This window comes from Amycolatopsis thermalba, assembly GCF_023376025.1.
Taxonomy (GTDB): Bacteria; Actinomycetota; Actinomycetes; order Mycobacteriales; family Pseudonocardiaceae; genus Amycolatopsis_E; species Amycolatopsis_E thermalba.
In genome coordinates, this window is record NZ_CP091196.1 from 2,137,032 (window position 1) to 2,153,265 (window position 16,234).

At 71.5% G+C, this 16,234-nt stretch carries 15 protein-coding genes; 10 read left to right on the forward strand and 5 right to left on the reverse strand.

All coding sequences use genetic code 11. The features are described 5' to 3' along the window. Positions 1–317 precede the first annotated feature (317 nt). Positions 318–2,816: a glycoside hydrolase family 172 protein gene (locus L1857_RS10525; RefSeq protein WP_116110826.1), complete on the forward strand. Its 2,499-nt coding sequence runs from the start codon at positions 318–320 to the stop codon at positions 2,814–2,816. 84 nt (positions 2,817–2,900) lie between these two features. On the opposite strand, the gene L1857_RS10530 is transcribed toward L1857_RS10525, so the two are convergent. Genes L1857_RS10530 through L1857_RS10540 form a run of 3 tightly spaced genes read right to left on the reverse strand, consistent with a single transcriptional unit; the run spans position 2,901 to position 6,195 of the window. After that, positions 2,901–3,500, reverse strand: a complete 600-nt coding sequence (locus L1857_RS10530; protein WP_116110827.1) for a maleylpyruvate isomerase N-terminal domain-containing protein — start codon at positions 3,498–3,500, stop codon at positions 2,901–2,903. Beyond that, entirely contained in the window at positions 3,501–5,030 is a 1,530-nt protein-coding gene (locus L1857_RS10535; protein WP_094007817.1) for a sodium:solute symporter, read from the reverse strand. After that, on the reverse strand, positions 5,017–6,195 hold the full coding sequence (locus L1857_RS10540) for an anhydro-N-acetylmuramic acid kinase (protein ID WP_116110828.1): 1,179 nt from the start codon (positions 6,193–6,195) through the stop codon (positions 5,017–5,019). Before L1857_RS10540 ends, L1857_RS10535 begins: the two co-directional genes overlap by 14 nt. A 106-nt stretch (positions 6,196–6,301) precedes the next feature. Here L1857_RS10540 and ftsY point away from each other — a divergent pair, with 106 nt between their 5' ends. The 7 genes from ftsY (at position 6,302) to L1857_RS35380 (ending at position 11,568) form a co-directional block, all read left to right on the forward strand. Further along, positions 6,302–7,675: a signal recognition particle-docking protein FtsY gene (ftsY, locus tag L1857_RS10545; protein ID WP_116110829.1), complete on the forward strand. Its 1,374-nt coding sequence runs from the start codon at positions 6,302–6,304 to the stop codon at positions 7,673–7,675. A gap of 122 nt (positions 7,676–7,797) precedes the next feature. Next, complete coding sequence (locus L1857_RS10550) at positions 7,798–8,193, forward strand: type VII secretion target (RefSeq protein ID WP_116110830.1); 396 nt, start codon at positions 7,798–7,800, stop codon at positions 8,191–8,193. Then, complete coding sequence (locus L1857_RS10555) at positions 8,193–9,503, forward strand: putative T7SS-secreted protein (protein WP_116110831.1); 1,311 nt, start codon at positions 8,193–8,195, stop codon at positions 9,501–9,503. The genes L1857_RS10550 and L1857_RS10555 overlap by 1 nt, the downstream gene beginning before the upstream one ends. An 18-nt stretch (positions 9,504–9,521) precedes the next feature. Continuing rightward, positions 9,522–10,013, forward strand: coding sequence for a hypothetical protein (locus L1857_RS10560; protein ID WP_116110832.1), 492 nt, complete (start codon positions 9,522–9,524; stop codon positions 10,011–10,013). Continuing rightward, positions 10,010–10,606 (forward strand): YbaB/EbfC family nucleoid-associated protein, encoded by a 597-nt coding sequence (locus tag L1857_RS35375; protein ID WP_116110833.1) that lies wholly within the window; start codon positions 10,010–10,012, stop codon positions 10,604–10,606. The genes L1857_RS10560 and L1857_RS35375 overlap by 4 nt, the downstream gene beginning before the upstream one ends. Then, the gene (locus L1857_RS10575) at positions 10,603–11,391 is read left to right on the forward strand and encodes a hypothetical protein (protein ID WP_094007824.1); all 789 of its coding nucleotides are present in this window, start codon (positions 10,603–10,605) and stop codon (positions 11,389–11,391) included. The genes L1857_RS35375 and L1857_RS10575 overlap by 4 nt, the downstream gene beginning before the upstream one ends. 54 nt (positions 11,392–11,445) lie before the next feature. Next, on the forward strand, positions 11,446–11,568 hold the full coding sequence (locus L1857_RS35380) for a hypothetical protein (protein ID WP_116110834.1): 123 nt from the start codon (positions 11,446–11,448) through the stop codon (positions 11,566–11,568). Here the strand turns inward: L1857_RS35380 and L1857_RS10580 are convergent, their stop codons facing one another. After that, positions 11,569–12,336 carry an IclR family transcriptional regulator gene (locus L1857_RS10580; RefSeq protein WP_094007825.1) on the reverse strand — a complete coding sequence of 256 codons (768 nt, stop codon included), beginning with the start codon at positions 12,334–12,336 and terminating at the stop codon, positions 11,569–11,571. A gap of 90 nt (positions 12,337–12,426) precedes the next feature. Here L1857_RS10580 and aceB point away from each other — a divergent pair, with 90 nt between their 5' ends. Next, positions 12,427–14,001: a malate synthase A gene (gene aceB / locus L1857_RS10585; RefSeq protein WP_116110853.1), complete on the forward strand. Its 1,575-nt coding sequence runs from the start codon at positions 12,427–12,429 to the stop codon at positions 13,999–14,001. Positions 14,002–14,003: 2 nt separating this feature from the next. Then, entirely contained in the window at positions 14,004–15,209 is a 1,206-nt protein-coding gene (locus tag L1857_RS10590) for a DUF6986 family protein (RefSeq protein ID WP_116110835.1), read from the forward strand. Positions 15,210–15,412: 203 nt separating this feature from the next. Here the strand turns inward: L1857_RS10590 and L1857_RS10595 are convergent, their stop codons facing one another. Beyond that, on the reverse strand, positions 15,413–16,213 hold the full coding sequence (locus tag L1857_RS10595) for an alpha/beta fold hydrolase (protein ID WP_094007827.1): 801 nt from the start codon (positions 16,211–16,213) through the stop codon (positions 15,413–15,415). Between the last annotated feature and the right edge of the window lie 21 nt (positions 16,214–16,234).

The window sequence follows — 16,234 nt, forward strand, 5'->3', positions numbered from 1 at the left end:
CGTAGGCGCCTTTGACCCTGCGCGAAGCGCAGGAAAAGATCAAAAGATGTCCTCGCCGGACGGGCAGGCGACGGGATGGCCACCCAGCTCCGGTGGTCTGGTCCCGCTTCCCTCGAAAGTGTCCGTTTCAGACACTCCTGCCCGGTAATAACCCTCAGTGTTCGATCAGTAACCACCCATGTGGCGCTAGACACACCGGCGCCACCACCCGCTAAGTTCAGAAATCGATTACTCGCGCGCCAGCGCGGGGCGGTCCGTCCAGGCTGGGGGTCCTCACTGTGCCCAAAAGTTCCTTTGTCGCGCCCAAAAACCGCTCCGTGCTCGTCGTGCTCGGGATGGTTCTCGCGCTCGTCGTGGGTGTGCCTGCCGGTGCCGCGCCGGCTCCCGGCGCGAGCGACAAGGGACCCGTGGGCTGGGACGTCTACCGATCGATCGACGGCCTCGCCCGCATGCGGCCCGGTGAGCAGGTCAAACAGTTCTCCAGCTTCGACCGCACCGGCAACAACGACGACGGCTTCGTCGGCACCTACTCGTGCCTGCGCCAGGAACCGAACGGCGACTGCCTGCTCGCCGACGCGCGCGGGGCGGGTGAGATCTCCTCGATCTGGTTCACCTACCAGTCGACCTCCGTCGCCGCGATCGGGCGGATCACGATCGAGCTGGACGGGCGGGTCGTGCTGCAGGGGTCGTTGCAGGACATCGTCAACGGCTCGAAGGGCGCGCCGTTCGTGTGGCCGCTGGTGGGCAACTCGGCCGACACCATGGGCGGCGCGGTGATCAAGGTGCCCATGCCGTACACGACCTCGATGCGGATCACCACCGAGAACAACCCGCACTTCTACCACGTCACCTACCGCCAGTTCGCCGACGCGGCGGGCGTGCGCACCTTCAACCCGGGCGACCGGGCCACCGACGTGATCCAGCGCCTGCGCGGCTTCGGCGTGCGCGACCCGAAACCGGCCGCGCCCGGGGCGCGTGCCCAGGCGGCCGCGGTCGACGTCCCGGCCGGATCGGCCGTCGCGATCCCGCTCCAGTCCGGCACGCGGCGGATCACGCAGCTCAACCTCCGGTTGCCGCAGGTCATCGCGGCCCCGGGACTGGCCGACGACGGTCGCGCCTACGGTGCCGGAGGCAGCTCGTTCACCGCGGCCGTCGCGCCGGACAACGACGGTGTGCGGATCACCCGCCGCATCGACGCGGGCATCGGCGAGCAACGCGCGGACCTGCTGGTCGGCGGCCGTTCCGTCGGTCAGCTCTACAGCGGCCCGGCCCGCGCCGGCGGCGGCTGGATGGACCAGGTCGTCGACGTGCCGGCCGACCTGACCCGCAACCGCTCCCAGCTGCAGGTCGCGACCAGGTTCGTCTCCTCCAGCGAGGACGTCAACGAGTTCCGCTACGAGGTGCACAGCTTGGTCGGCGGCCGGTGGGTGCGCACCGACGTGCTCGACCTCGGCCACAACCACCCCAACGAGGAAGCGGTGCACGGGTACCGGGTGGACGGTCAGCGGTGGTCCGGCCTGCGGCGTTTCCGCTACCCGGCGGACCCCGGGCAGGCCATGGCCTCCGAGGCCGTGCTGGAGGGCCTGCGGCTGCGGCTGACCTTCGACGGCCAGACCACGGTCGACGCCCCGGTCGGCGAGTTCTTCGGTTCCGGCCTCGGCAAGTACGCGTCGCGGACGCTGCTGCACTCCATCGACACCACGGACAACGGCGCGTTCACCGCGTGGTGGCCGATGCCGTACGCCCGCAGCGCGGTGGCCGAACTGGTCAACACCTCGGGTGTGCCGGTCACCGGGGGCAGCCTGGAGGTGGTCTCCGCGCCGGATCCGGGCGTGGCGGCCGGGTTGCGGGACGGCACGATCGGCTACTTCCACGCCACCCAGCACCGCGGCGAGACGGTGTCCGGTCAGGACTGGAACTTCCTGACCGCGCGCGGACGCGGCGTGTTCTACGGGGTCACGTCCACCATGCGCGGCGGCATCCCGCCGGGGCAGAACCAGCTGAACTACCTCGAGGGTGACGAGCGGATGTACCCGAACGGCTCGGCCAGCCCGGCGATCCACGGCACCGGGTCCGAGGACTTCTACGAGTCCGGCTGGTACTTCCAGGACGGCCGCGACGGCTACGTCGAGGGCGTGCCGTACGCGATGCCGCAGGCCGGTTTGGTGAGCCGCGAGGACGCGGGCGACGGCTGCCGGTACGTGTGCCTCAACGCCTACCGGCTGATGATCGGCGACGGCGTCCCGTTCGGCAACGGCATCGAGTTCGACATCGAGCACGGCGACCGGTCGTCGATGCCGGCCGACTACAGCTCGACCGCCTACTGGTACGGGCTGGCCACGCCGTCGATGAGCCAGAGCGACGTGGTGGAGGTCGGCGACGACGCGAGCCGGTCCCAGCACGGGTATTCGGCGCCCGGCGAGACGCGCGAGTCGCTGACGTCGACGTTCGAGGGCAAGCGGGACCGCACCCCGGTCACCGGGACCACGACGTCGACCACCCAGCCGGTGACGTTCACGGCGCGGGTGGACCAGTCGAACGGCGGATTGCGGTTGCACCGCGTGTCCGACCAGGCGCAGGCGTTCCAGCACGCGCGGGTGTTCGTGAACGACCGGCTGGTCGGCGAGTGGTACCAGCCGCTGGGCAACACGCATTCGCGGTGGCTGGAGGACAGCTTCGACATCCCGGCGTCGGCGACGGCGGGCCAGAGCGCGGTGCGGGTGCGGCTGGAGCCGGTCGCGGGCGCCCCGGCCTGGTCGGCGTCGCGCTACACGGTCTTCTCGCAGGGCGCGCCACCCCAGCCGGCGCAGGACTAGCGCGGGTCCGGCGGGCGCGGCGCAGGGTTTCGTCGAACCAGGCGAATCCGCGCAGCGAGCAGCGTGGGGACAGGCCGCACGCCGCTAGGCGATCGGTGCGCTGCCGTCCCATTCGGACAGTGGTGCGCAGTGCCACCGCCACTTCGACAGCCTCGGGTGGCCCGGCAACGACGTCCGCCCGTTGGCCCACAGCAACGTGGGCCACGGGTCGGTGTCCATCGGCGTCCACGGGAACAGCCGGTACAGCGCGGCGGCCGCCAGGCGGGCCGGCGCCTCGAACTCCACGCCCAGCCCGCGCGCCGCGTCGTGGGTGTGCACCAGCAGCTCGTCGCAGGCCATCGCGGCGAACCCGGCCGGGTCGGCGATGCCCCACGGGTGGAAACCGCGCGCTTCCGGGCCGCTCGTCGCCACCACCGCGGCCAGCACCTTCGCCGTCGTGCCGAGCGTGACCAGCAGCTCGGCCGGCGGCGATCCGGCCCGCACGTGGGACTCCATCGTCGACAGCTCGACCGGCCCGGCGGTCAGGTCGTAGGCGTACCAGTGCAGGCAGTCGCTGATGTGCGCGACCACCCCGGCGACCGTCAGGTCCATCTCCGGCACCGGGACGGACCAGTCGCGTTCCAGCTGCCCGGACAGGAATTCCGTGCAGGTCTCCGCGGTGGTCAGCAGGACGTTGGCGTCCATCTAAACCGGCTCCGGTTCCTTCGGGGCCGTGGTGTCCGCAGTGCGGTGCCGCAGGGACAGCGCGCCGCCCACGACGAGCGTGATCAGTACGCCGAGCAGCGTATACCACGGGAACGCCAGCACGACCGGCTTCGCGCCGGGCGCGGGCGGGATCTTCACCGCGAGCACCACGACCGCCATCACCGCGACGGTCACGACGAACGCGATGATCGCGTCCAGCTGCCGCGCCCGCTTGACCCACATGCCGAGGAAGAACGCGCCCAGCATCGCGCCGTAGGTGTATCCCGTGATGGACAGGCCCTGCTCGATCACCGGGTTGTTGCGGTTGCTGAACAGCGAACCGAACACCGCGAACACCACCGCCCACACCAGCGTCCAGATCCGGCCGTGCCGCAGCAGCTTGGAATCCTCCGGCGCGCGCTTGGTGAACCGCTGGTAGAGGTCGGCGACCGTGGAGTTGGACAACGCGTTCAGCGCCGAGGCCAGCGCGCCCATCGTGGAGGCCAGGATCGCGGCGATCAGCAGCCCGGCCACGCCCACCGGCAGCTCGCTGGTGATGAAGTTCGTGAACACGTCGTCACCCTTCACCCCCAGCTCGGGCAGCGTGCGGAACCCGTTGTGCGCCCACAGCATCGCGCCGACGAACAGGAACAACGCGAACTGGATGGTCACCGCGACGCCGCTGCCGATCAGCGCCTTCCGCCCGTCGGTGACGCTGCGGCAGGCCAGGAACCGCTGCACGATGAGCTGGTCACTGCCGTGCGAGGCCATCGTGAAGATCGCGCCGCCGACCACGGCCGTGACGAACGCGTACTGGCTGGTCAGCAGGTGCAGGACGTCGAAGTTGAAGTCGAACAGCCGGAAGATCCCGGCGTCCGCGGCGCGCGAGGTCCACCCGTCCGGCAGCTTCCCGGCCAGCACGATCATCGCGATGATCGCGCCGCCGATGTAGACCGACAGCTGGATCACGTCCACCCACACGACCGCCTTGATGCCGCCGACCAGCGCGTAGATGACGGTCAGCGCGGTCAGCACCACGACGATCTGCCAGTACGAGGTGTGCAGCCCGAAGTGCTTGAGGATCACCTGGATCGGGATCGCGCCGGCGAACAGCCGCACGCCCTCGGCCAGCAGCCGCGTCACGATGAACGCCACCGACGACACGCCCTGCATGGCCGAGCCGAACCGCTGCCCGAGGAAGGCGTACGCGGTGGTCTGCTGGCCCTTGAAGTAGCGCGGCAGCAGCACGAACGACACCAGCGTGCGGCCGATGATGTAGCCGAACGGCAGCTGCAGGTAGGTCAGCCCGTTGTAATTGCCCGACGCCGCCCAGATCAGGCCCGGCGTGCTGATCACGGTGAGCGTCGAGGTCTCGGTGGCGACGATCGAGAAGCACACCGCCCACCACGGCAGGCTGCGTTCGCCGATGAAGTAGTCCGCCGCCGAGCGCTGGCGCCGCCCCACGAGCACGCCGATCGCGGGCATCGCGGCCAGGTAGACCACGATGATCGCCAGGTCAACTGGGTGCATCAGGCACTCCTATCGGTTGGTCCGGGGCGGCCGCTACCCGCAGACGGGTGACGGTCACCGGATGTGGAGCGGGCATCGACAGCGGGTGCGCGCCCGGGGTGATGCTGCCGAGCAGCCGTGGTCCGCGCGCGCCGGTCGCGTCCGGCAGGTTCGCCGGGACGCCGTGCCAGGTGAGCCAGCCGAGCAGCGCGGTCAGGTACGCCTCCTTGGCCTCGCGCGGCAAGCCGAACTCGTCGCTCGTCGCCAGCCGGGTCCCGGGCAGGTTCCGGGCGAGCGCGCGCATCAGCGACGGGTTGTCGGCGCCGCCGCCGGAGACGATCACGGTGGTCGCGCCGGCGCAGGCGCGGGCGATCGTGACCGCGGTCAGCTCGGTGAGGGTGGCGAGCAGGTCCTCGTCCCGGACGTCGAGGCCGTCGGTCGCCGCACGCAGGTAGCCGGCGTGGAACAGTTCCTTGCCGGTCGACTTCGGCGGCGGGGCGGCGTAGTAGGGCTCGGCGAGCAGGCGGTCGAGCAGTTCCTGGTGGATGCGGCCGCGGGCGGCGATGGCGCCGTCGAGGTCGCTGTTCTGGGCACCGCGGGTGACCTGGTGCGCCGCGAGGTCGAGCAGGGCGTTGCCCGGGCCGGTGTCGAAGGCCGCCACGCCATCCGGCCGGACGACGGTGACGTTGGCGATGCCGCCGATGTTCAGCGCGACGGCCGGGGCCAGGTCCCGCAGCCACAGCGCGTCCAGGGTGCTGGCCAGGGGAGCGCCGTGCCCGCCCGCGGCGATGTCGCGGACCCGCAGATCGGCGACCACCGGCAACCCGGTCCGCTCGGCGATCCAGGCCGGCTGGCCCAGCTGCAGGGTGCCGCGGGCGCGGCCGTTCTCGACCCAGTGGAAGACGGTCTGGCCGAGGGAGGCGACCAGGTCCGCGGTGCCGGCCAGGGTGCTCGCGGCTTCGGCGAACGCCTGGCCGACCCGGGTGTCCAGGCGCGTGACCTGGTCGACGGTGGTCGCCGACGGCGGCAGCGCGGCGAGCAGCTCCCGCCGCAGGTCATCGGGGTAGGGGAGCGAGGAGTGCCCGAGCGGGACGAGCACGACCTCGTCGCCGGACGCGGCCAACTCGGCCAGTGCCACGTCGATCCCGTCGACCGACGTGCCGGAGATGAGCCCGACGACGCGCATGACCGAGTGGTCTAGTCCTTTTCTGACCGGAGCGCAAGGCATCCGGTGAGTTTTTGTCCGCGAGGGGTGTCCTGCCCGGTCAACCGGCAGATGCGAGGATGGCTCCGTGGCGGAAAACCTCTGGTTCTGGATCATCCTGGTGGTCGTCGTCCTACTGGCGATCCTCCTCATCACCGGCCTGGTCTTCGCCCGTCGCCGGCGGATCAGCCTGACCGAGGCGGAGCCGGAGCGGGAGACCAAGCCCCCGAGAGGCGGGAACTACCAGGCGGGTGGCGGCATCGCCCTGGCGCCTGGTGGGCAGAAGACGGAGACGGTCGAACCGCCTGAGCACCCGGCGGGCGAGCGCACCGAGGTGGACGGCCAGCCCGGCGTCGGCGACGACGCCTCCGTGCCCCGCGACTCGCCGCGGCGCGGCATCGTCGACGTGGGCCTGCCGGAGGCCGAGGCGCCCGCGCCGGAGACCGAGGTCCCGGCGGCGCCCGCTCCCGCTCCGGAGGTGCCTGCCGCGCGGGAGCCGGAGAAGGCGGCGGTCGCGGTCGAGGAGCCGGAGCCGGTCTCCGGGCGGATCGAGCGGCTGCGCGGGCGGCTGTCGAAGTCCCGGTCGATGTTCGGGCAGAGCCTGCTCGGCCTGCTCGGCGCCGGTGACCTGGACGAGGACTCGTGGCAGGACGTCGAGGACACGCTGCTGATGGCGGACCTGGGCGCGGCCACGACGACGGAGATCGTGGAGGCCCTGCGCACCGAGCTGACCGCGCGGGCGGTGCGGACGTCGGCGGAGGCGCGCACGGTGCTCAAGACCGTGCTGACCGACGCGCTGCACCCGGACTGGGATCGCTCGGTGCGGGCGCTCGCGCACACCGTGGACGGGGCCAAGCAGCCGGCGGTCGTGCTGGTCGCGGGCGTGAACGGCACCGGGAAGACCACGACGACCGGCAAGCTCGCGCGGGTGCTGGTGGCGCAGGGCAGCGAGGTCCTGCTGGGCGCCGCGGACACCTTCCGCGCCGCGGCGGCCGACCAGTTGCAGACGTGGTCGGAGCGCGTGGGAGCCGAGGTCGTGCGCGGCAAGGAGGGCGCCGACCCGGCGTCCGTGGCGTTCGACGCGGTCAAGCGGGGCGTGGACGCCGGAGTCGACGCGGTGCTCATCGACACGGCGGGCCGGCTGCACACCAAGACCGGCCTGATGGACGAGCTCGGCAAGGTCAAGCGGGTGGTGGAAAAGCAGGCCAAGGTGGACGAGGTGCTGCTGGTCCTGGACGCCACGACCGGCCAGAACGGGCTCATGCAGGCCCGGGTGTTCCGCGAGGTCGTGAACGTCACCGGGATCGTGCTGACCAAGCTCGACGGCACCGCCAAGGGTGGCATCGTGTTCCAGGTCCAGCGGGAGCTCGGGGTGCCCGTGAAGCTCGTCGGACTGGGCGAAGGCCCGGACGACCTGGCGCCCTTCGAGCCGGCCGCCTTCGTGGACGCCCTGCTCGGATGACCTTGCTCCCCCAGGCGGGGGAGAAGGTCGAAAACACTGTACAAGCCCGGTCGAACTTCGCCAGTCTGTGAGGGCGCGCCGCAGGGGAGGCGGCGCGCCTTTTCCTGGACTGGGGGTGGGTGATGACGGGCTTCGGCGCCGCGCCGGACGAGCTGCGGCAGACCGCGGGCACCATCGGTGACGTCGTCTCGGGTGTGGCGGGGGTGGCCTTCCGCGCGCCGGCCGGTGACTACGGGCACGCCGGGGTGCAAGCGGGCTGGACCGAGTTCCTCCGCGAGATGGAAGCTCAGGTCGAGAAGCTGCGCGCCAAGGCGGAGGAGCACGGGGAGAGCCTGCGTGTCGCGGCCGGTGTGTACCGGGAGTCCGATGGTGATGCCGGCCGGTCGCTGACCGGCATCGGCGAACTGATCGGCGAGACCGGTGATCCGCTCGGCGGCGTGGTCGGTGGCGGCTTCGCCGGTGCTCGCGGGACGGGCAGCATCTCGAGCCGGCTCGACCCTGATGAGCGGACCTCCTGATGGCTGCCGAACTCGGGCAGACGACCAACCCCAGGGAACTCGTCCCGGGCGAACCGGAGCTGATCGCCAACGACCTCCGTGACCTGGTCGCCGGCATCGAGCAGATCGCCACCACCGGTGAGGGGCTCAACGGGATCGCCCCCGCGCAGTGGACCGGCGCGGCGGCCGACGCCTTCCGTGAGGCGTTCGGTGCCGAGCCGCCCAAGTGGATCGAGACCGCCGCTCTCCTCGGTCGGGGCGGGCAGTCGCTCGCGGACTTCGGCGATGCACTGACCTGGGCGCAGGCCGAGGCGCAGCGCGCCATCGAGATGTACACCCAGGCGCAGGCGGCCTCCCGCGCGGCGGCGGCGCAGTACCACGCCCAGGCCGTGCAGGCCCAGGCCGTCGGTCAGATCCTCGCCCCGTTCCAGGACCCGGGGGAAGCGCTGGCCCGGGAAGCCCAGTCGGTGCTCGACCAGGCGCGCGCCCATGTCGCGGAGATCGGTGATTCCGTCGCGGAGGCCTTCGGGTTCGAGCCTGACGGCGAAGGTGGTTACCGCAAGGAGTTCGGCGACAGGGAGCGTGACCCCGGACGGCGGAAGGGGTTCGAGTGGGGCTCCCAGTCCGAGGGGATGCTCGGCGACCGCATCGACGACACCCTCGAAGCCCTCGGATTCGACCTCTCGGACGAGACGTTCAGCGCGGCCGCCAGCGCCGACCTGCTGGGCGGCAGCCTGGACGGTTCGTTCGGTAGCGGTGCGTTGTCGGGGGCGGGGAAGCTCGACGGCTCGCTCCTCGGAGCCAGTGCCGGTGTCTCCGGAAGCGTCAACGCGCTCGGCCTGACGGCCGCGGCGAACGCCGAGGCGTGGCTGGCCAAGGGGTCGGCCGAGGGGCAGGTCAAGCTTGGCGAGCACGCCGGTGCGACGGGACATGCGGAAGGCTCCGTGGGCGTGCGGGCGGAGGCCGAGGGAAGCGCCGGGGTGACCGGTGTCCGGGGCAGCATCGGCGGTTTCGCCGGTGCGCGGGTCGATGCGGCGGCGAGTGCGGAGGTCGCGGGTCTCAGCGCGGGCGTCCACGGCGGGCTCTCGGCCGGGTTCGGAGCGCACGCGAGTGGTCAGTTCGGGATGGGCGACGACGGCAAGTTCCACCTCGGTGCCTCGCTCGGCCTGACCGTCGGCGTCGGCGGGGACGTGGGCTTCGACATCGCGATCGATCCGCAGGAGGTCGTGGACACTGTGACGGACGTGGCGGACGACGTCGCCGACATCGCGACCGACGTCGGGCACGGGTTGGCGAACGCCGCGGACGCGGTCGCGGACTTCCTGTTCTAGGACGGAGACGGAGACATCGTGGCAACCACCATTCCGGTGCCGATCCAGTTCTCGCTGCCCGAGGGCTGGCAGTCGGTGCCGCCGGGCGAGGTCAAGGCCGACGAGGCCGGGTTCGTGGCTCTGCGGCCGCCCGCGCTCAAGGGTTTCACGCCGAACATCACGATGAGCGGCGAGCTGCACCCGCGCGACGTGTCGCTGACCGAGCTCGCCGACGCGGCGCTCGACCGTCTGCGACGCGGAGCGCCCGACGCCCAGCTCGGCCGGCGCAAGGAGGCGGGATCGGCCGGTGGCCCCGGCCTGACCCAGGCCGTCCGCCTGTCCCTGTTGCTGAACGGCAAGCCCGAGCAGGTGGTGCAGTTGCAGGTGTTCCTCGGGATCCGCGACACCAGCGATCCGAGCCGGTACGCCGTCCTGCAGATCGTGCTCAGCTCGCTCGCCGAGCAGTTCGACCAGGTCGTCGGCGACTTCCAGAAGTTCCTGTCGACGATCCGTCCGGAGGGGACGCGATGAGCGAATTCGCCCGGCAGCTGTTGCGCCGCATCGAAGCGATCGACACCGCGGCGGCCGGCAACCGCCGCCGCGCGGAGGCTTACGAGCAGATGGCCGCGGAGTTGACGGACGTCACGGCGGAGGTCGTCTCGCCTGACGGTGCCGTCCGCGTCGTCGCGGGTGCGGGTGGCGAGGTCAAGGCGGTCACGTTCGGCGAACGCGTCCGTGACCTGCCACCCGCCGCGCTGTCCGCGGCCGTGATGCACACCCTCGCGGCGGCGAGGGCGGCCGCGGCGAGGCGGCAGGCCGAAGTCGTCCACCGGGGACTCGGTGACACCGAACTCCTGGACAAGGTGCTCGACGCGGACGAGAAGACGTTCGGCGACCAGCGGCCGCTGCACCCCGGGCCGCCTCCCGTGTTCGTCCCGCCGCCCGAGGAGGAACCGTTCGAGAGCGCCGCCGCGCTGTTCGACGAGCGCCCGGCTCCGGCTGTTCCGCCGCCGCCTCCTGCGCCCGCGCCACCACGTCCGCCCGCCGCACACCGGCGCCCGCCCGCGCCGGACGACGAGCCGTTCGAGGAGACCGACCTGTTCGCGGATGGTTCCGGCCGGTGAGCGCGGGAGTGGTCGTCGCGATCGCGGTCGGCGGATCGGTGCTGTTCATGGCTGCGTTCGGGTGGCTGATGATGCGGTTGCGCCGCAGGGAAGCCGGTGCCGCGGCGGTCGCCATCGGGAAGCTGCGGGCGGAGTTGCCACGGCGGGGGTGGACGTACGTCGAGCGCGACGATTCGCTGGCCGAGGCGTACAACCGGCAGGTCGAGCAGTTCTGGAGCCCGGAGCAGAGCCAGTTCTGGCGACCGAACCAGCCCGAATCGCGGTCCGGTTTCCAGCCCACCGCGCCGGACCCGCTGGAGCAGCACTTCATCCGGCCGCCGCGGGCGAGGAGCGCTCACGACGTCATCACCGGTACCCACCGCGGCCGACCGTTCGTCGCGGCGACGCTCGAGGTCTTCTACCGGCATCACGTCCTCACGGAACTCTGCATCTGGGTGCGGACACCCGCGCCGCGTCCGCCGGTGTACGTGCGGCAGACCGTGGGAGTCGTCAGCAGGATCAACGCGGCCGTGGGGCAGGGCGACTTCCGCACCGGCAACCCGGCTTTCGACGACCGGTTCGATGCCAACGGCCCGGACGAGCGGTTCCTCGCCTACGCGATCACCCCGGCGCTGGCCGAGTTCCTGCTCACCGACCAGCGCAAGTTCCGCGGCTTCACGCTGTTCGCCGACCGCCTCGACGCCTTCGACCGGATTCGCGACCACCGGGACCCGGCTGAGCTGGTCCCCGCGCTCGACCTCCGCTGCGACATCCTCGACCGCATCCCCGCCGCTGCCTGGGCCTAGGAGTTCCGATGCCCGGCCTCGTGGCCGTCTAAGCCCGGCGCGAGCGCCCGCTGCGTGCTCACCGACAAGGGCAAGCGCTACGGCGTCACTGCCACGGCCACCGGTGTCGCGAACGGTGGTGCCGATCACCACATCCAGATGGACGACCGGCCCCTCGCAAGCGGCTGGTTCAGCTGATCAGGCGCTTTCCGCCAGATGGGTCGACAGCGTGGCCGCCGTCGCCTGGACCAGGGGGGCTATTCGCGCCACCGCCTCCCTCGTCAGCCGTCCCGAGGGGCCGGACACCGAGACCGCCGCGGGGGCCGGTGTGCCGGTCAGCGGGACCGCCACGCAGCGCACCCCCAGCTCCTGCTCGCTCTCGTCCACCGCGTAGCCCTGCGCCGCCACCTGGGTCAGGTGCGCCAGCAGCTCGTCCGGGTCGGTGAACGTGTGCTCGGTGTACGCGGGCATCCCCGTGCGGTCCAGCAGCGCCCGCACGTCCTCCGGCGGCAGCTGCGACAGGATCGCCTTCCCGACGCCCGTCCCGTGCGGCAGGACCCGGCGGCCGACCTCGGTGAACATCCGCATCGAGTGCTTCGACGGCACCTGCGACACGTACACCACCTCGTCGCGCTCCAGGACCGCCAGGTTCGCCGTCTCGCCGGTCGCCTCGACCAGCTCCGCCAGCAGGGGGCGCGCCCACGTGCCGAACTGCATGCTCGCGTGCTCGCCCAGGCGGATCAACCGCGCCCCCAGCGCGTACTTCCGGTTCGTGTTCTGCCGCACGTAACCGAGCTGCACCAGCGTGCGGATCAGGCGGTGGATCGTCGGCATCGGCAGGCCCGACGTGGCCGCCAGCTCGGACAGGCTGGCCTCGCCACCGGTGTCGGCCAGCCGCTCGAGCAGCTCGAACGCGCGGCGCAGCGACTGGACCCCGCCGTCTCGTCCCGCCTTCTCCTCGGCCACCGCGACTCCCTCACATTGAGCTTCCGCTATGTAGAAACTATAGTCCGGGATGTAAAAACCGAACCGCAAGTCTTCTTGGGAGTGTTCCGCATGGCTGACGTCGAGGTGCTCGGTGGCTCCGTCGAGCGAGGCGACGAGATCCTGACCCGGGAAGCGCTGGACTTCCTGGCCGGGCTGCACGAGAACTTCGCGGCTCGCCGTGACGAGCTGCTCGCCGCCCGTGCCAAGCGGCGCGAGGAGGCCAAGCGCACCGGGCGCCTGGACTTCCTCCCCGAGACCAAGGAGATCCGCGAGGGCGACTGGCGCGTCGCCGAGGCGCCGCCGGCCCTGCGCGACCGCCGCGTGGAGATCACCGGCCCGACCGACCGCAAGATGACGATCAACGCCCTCAACTCGGGCGCCAAGGTGTGGCTGGCCGACTTCGAGGACGCCAACACCCCGCACTGGCACAACGTCGTCGGCGGCCAGGTCAACCTGTACGACGCGATCCGCGGCACCATCGAGCTGGACTCGAACGGCAAGCACTACGAGCTGCGCAAGGACATCGACCTGGCGACGATCGTGGTGCGCCCCCGCGGCTGGCACCTCGACGAGCACAACCTGACCTTCGGCGGCCGCAAGGGCGTCGGCGCGCTGGTCGACTTCGGCCTGTACTTCTTCCACAACGCGAAGGAGCTGCTGGAGCGCGGCAAGGGCCCGTACTTCTACCTGCCGAAAATGGAGAGCCACCTCGAGGCCCGCCTGTGGAACGACGTGTTCACCCACGCCGAGAAGACGCTGGGCATCGAGCACGGCACCGTCCGCGCGACCGTCCTGATCGAGACCATCCCGGCCGCGTTCGAGATGGAGGAGATCCTCTACGAGCTGCGCGAGCACGCCTCCGGCCTCAACGCCGGCCGCTGGGACTACCTGTTCAGCGTCATCAAGTACTTCCGCGACGCGGGCGAGAAGTTCGTGCTGCCGGACCGCAACAGCGTCACCATGACCGCGCCGTTCATGCGTGCCTACACCGAGCTGCTGGTCCGCACCTGCCACAAGCGCGGCGCGTTCGCGATCGGCGGCATGGCCGCGTTCATCCCGAGCAAGGACCCCGAGGTCAACGAGAACGCCTCGAAGAAGGTCCACGCCGACAAGGCGCGCGAGGCCAACGACGGCTTCGACGGCTCCTGGGTCGCGCACCCGGGCATGGTCGAGCTGTGCAAGGAGGAGTTCGACAAGGTCCTCGGCGACAAGCCGAACCAGCTCGACCGGCTGCGTGAGGACGTGTCGGTGACCGCCGACCAGCTGCTCGACGTGGCCAGCACCGAGGGCGGCGCCACCGAGGCCGGCCTGCGTGGCGCGGTCGACGTCGGTGTCCGCTACATCGCTTCCTGGCTGGGCGGCAACGGCGCGGCCGGCATCCACAACCTGATGGAGGACGCCGCGACCGCGGAGATCTCGCGGTCGCAGATCTGGCAGTGGGTGCAGAACGGCACCCAGCTCGACAACGGCCAGAAGGTCACCCGCGAGCTGGTGAAGTCGGTGCTCGACGACGTGCGCAAGGAGCTCGACGGCCAGATCGCCGCCGACCTGCTCACCCCGGCGGTCGAGATCTTCGAGGAGGTCGCGCTCGCCGACGAGTTCGTCGACTTCCTGACCCTGCCCGCCTACGAGCGGATCAAGTAACCGTGGCCGGACGGCTCACCGGGGACGTGTACGCGGGCATCGACGCGCGCTTGTCCGAAGTGGACGCGCGGGTCGTGGCGCGGTACCCCGGTGAGCCGTCCGGGCGTCAGCCGGTGCACACGGTCTACGTGCCGGCGCACCGGTACACCGCCGACCTGGCCGCCCGCTGGGGCGAGCAGGCGCGGGCGGTGTTCGACTCCGACGGCGGCGCGCTCGGCCTGGACCCGGCCGTGGCCGAGCGGGTGCGGCGCAAGCTGGTCACCGAGCCGATCGAAGACCTGCGGATCGACTTCGAGGACGGCTACGGCCGCCCCGGCGACGACACCGAGGACGAAGCGGCTCTCACGGCCGGCCGCGTGCTCGCGGAGAACCCGGCGACGCCGTTCTGCGGCATCCGGTTCAAGAGCTTCGAGCGCGCGACCCGTCGTCGCGGCATCCGGACGCTGGACGTGTTCCTGTCCGGGCTGCTGGAGCACGGCAAGCTGCCGGCCGGGTTCGTGGTGACGCTGCCGAAGGTGACGGCGGTCGAGCAGGTCGGGGCCGCCGCCGAGGTGCTCGGTCACCTGGAGACGGCCTACGGGCTCCCGGACGGCGCGCTGCGGTTCGAAGTGCAGATCGAGACCGCGCAGTCCATCGTGGACAGTGAGGGGCGGGTCGCGGTGGCCCGGATCGTGCAGGCCGCCGAGGGCCGGTGCAGCGGGCTGCACTACGGCACCTACGACTACAGCGCCGGGCTGGGCATCGCCGCGGAGCACCAGAGCATGGATCACCCCGTGGCCGACTTCGCGAAGGCGTTCATGCAGGTCAGCGCCGCGGGGACCGGGGTTCGGCTCTCCGACGGATCCACGAACAGGCTCCCGGTGGGGGAGGCGTTGCTGCCCGCGTGGCGCGAGCACCTGCGCCTCGTGCGGCGGTCTCTGGAGCGCGGCTTCTACCAAGGCTGGGACCTGCACCCGCACCAGCTGCCGACCCGCTTCGCCGCGACGTACGCCTTCTTCCGCGAGGGCCTGCCCGCGGCGGCGGCCCGGCTGCGGGACTACGCGTCGCAGGTGGACAGCGGCGTCCTCGACGAGCCGGCCACCGCCCGGGCGCTGGCTGGTTTCCTGTTGCGCGGCCTGGATTGCGGCGCCACCGACACCGCCGAAGTCGAAAACCTGACCGGCCTGACCCGCGACCACCTGGAGAGCTACGCGACCCCCCGCGGCTGACCGCAGAACTCGCGCGCCGGAGCGTGGGACTCGCGCGCCGGAACGTGGAACTCGCGCGCCGGAACGTGGGACTCGCGCGCCGGAACGTGGAACTCGCGCGCCGGAACGTGGGACTCGCGCGGCGGAGCGTGGGACTCGCGCGGTGGGTGCGAGTCCCACGCTCCTGGCGGTGAGTTCTGCGTTCGTGCGGGTGAGTTCTGCGTTCAGGTCAGGAAGTCCAGCAGGGTCGCGGTCAGTGCGGCCGGTGCGTCCTCCTGCACCAGGTGTCCGGCGCCGGGGAACAGCTTCAGCCGCGCGCCGGGGATCCGGGATGCCAGGTCCTTGCCCTGCTCGGCGGGGATCCACTCGTCCGCCTCGCCCCAGCCGACCAGCACCGGCAGGTCCAGGGAGCCCAGCAGCGGCTCGATCTCGTCGGTGAACCGCTGGTCCGCCTGCGCGATCTGGCGGTAGTACGCGGCCTGCCCCTCCGCGCCGAGCCACGGCGCGACCAGGTCGTCCAGCACCCCGCCGCGCAGGCCCGGGGCGGAAGCGGTCGCCGTCTGGGTGCGCACGATCGCCTCGTGCAGGTGCGACGGCAGCCGCTCGAACACCGCCGGGTTGTCGCGCACCAGGCGGAAGAACGACGTCCCCCACGGCGCGATCGCCACGGCGTCCACCAGCGCCAGCCGCTGGTACCGCGCGCCGTGCAGCAGGTGCGCCCGCAGCGCGACCACCCCGCCGAAGTCGTGCGCCACCACCGACGGCGACTCCAGCCCCCAGTGCTCCAGCAACGCCGCGAACACCGAAGCCTGCGTCCCCAGCGACACGTCCTGACCGGCCCGTTTCTCGGACTGCCCGTACCCCAGCATGTCCCACACGAACACCTCGTGCCGCTCGCTCAGCGCGGCCGCGATGTCCCGCCACACGTACGACGAAAACGGCGTCCCGTGCAGCAACACGACCGGCGGGCCCGAACCCGAGGAAGCCCAGCGCACGGTCCCGCCCGATGTCTCGAATCGCTCCATGCCCGGGACGTTACCATCTAG

What these genes read in the sequence shown, in the direction of transcription:
- L1857_RS10530 (WP_116110827.1), bottom strand. Translation starts at nt 3,500, where the DNA reads ATGGACGCCAACGTCCTGCTGACCACCGCGGAGACCTGCACGGAATTC.
- L1857_RS10535 (WP_094007817.1), bottom strand. Translation starts at nt 5,030, where the DNA reads ATGCACCCAGTTGACCTGGCGATCATCGTGGTCTACCTGGCCGCGATG.
- L1857_RS10540 (WP_116110828.1), bottom strand. Translation starts at nt 6,195, where the DNA reads ATGCGCGTCGTCGGGCTCATCTCCGGCACGTCGGTCGACGGGATCGAC.
- L1857_RS10550 (WP_116110830.1), top strand. Translation starts at nt 7,798, where the DNA reads ATGACGGGCTTCGGCGCCGCGCCGGACGAGCTGCGGCAGACCGCGGGC.
- L1857_RS10555 (WP_116110831.1), top strand. Translation starts at nt 8,193, where the DNA reads ATGGCTGCCGAACTCGGGCAGACGACCAACCCCAGGGAACTCGTCCCG.
- L1857_RS35375 (WP_116110833.1), top strand. Translation starts at nt 10,010, where the DNA reads ATGAGCGAATTCGCCCGGCAGCTGTTGCGCCGCATCGAAGCGATCGAC.
- aceB (WP_116110853.1), top strand. Translation starts at nt 12,427, where the DNA reads ATGGCTGACGTCGAGGTGCTCGGTGGCTCCGTCGAGCGAGGCGACGAG.
- L1857_RS10595 (WP_094007827.1), bottom strand. Translation starts at nt 16,213, where the DNA reads ATGGAGCGATTCGAGACATCGGGCGGGACCGTGCGCTGGGCTTCCTCG.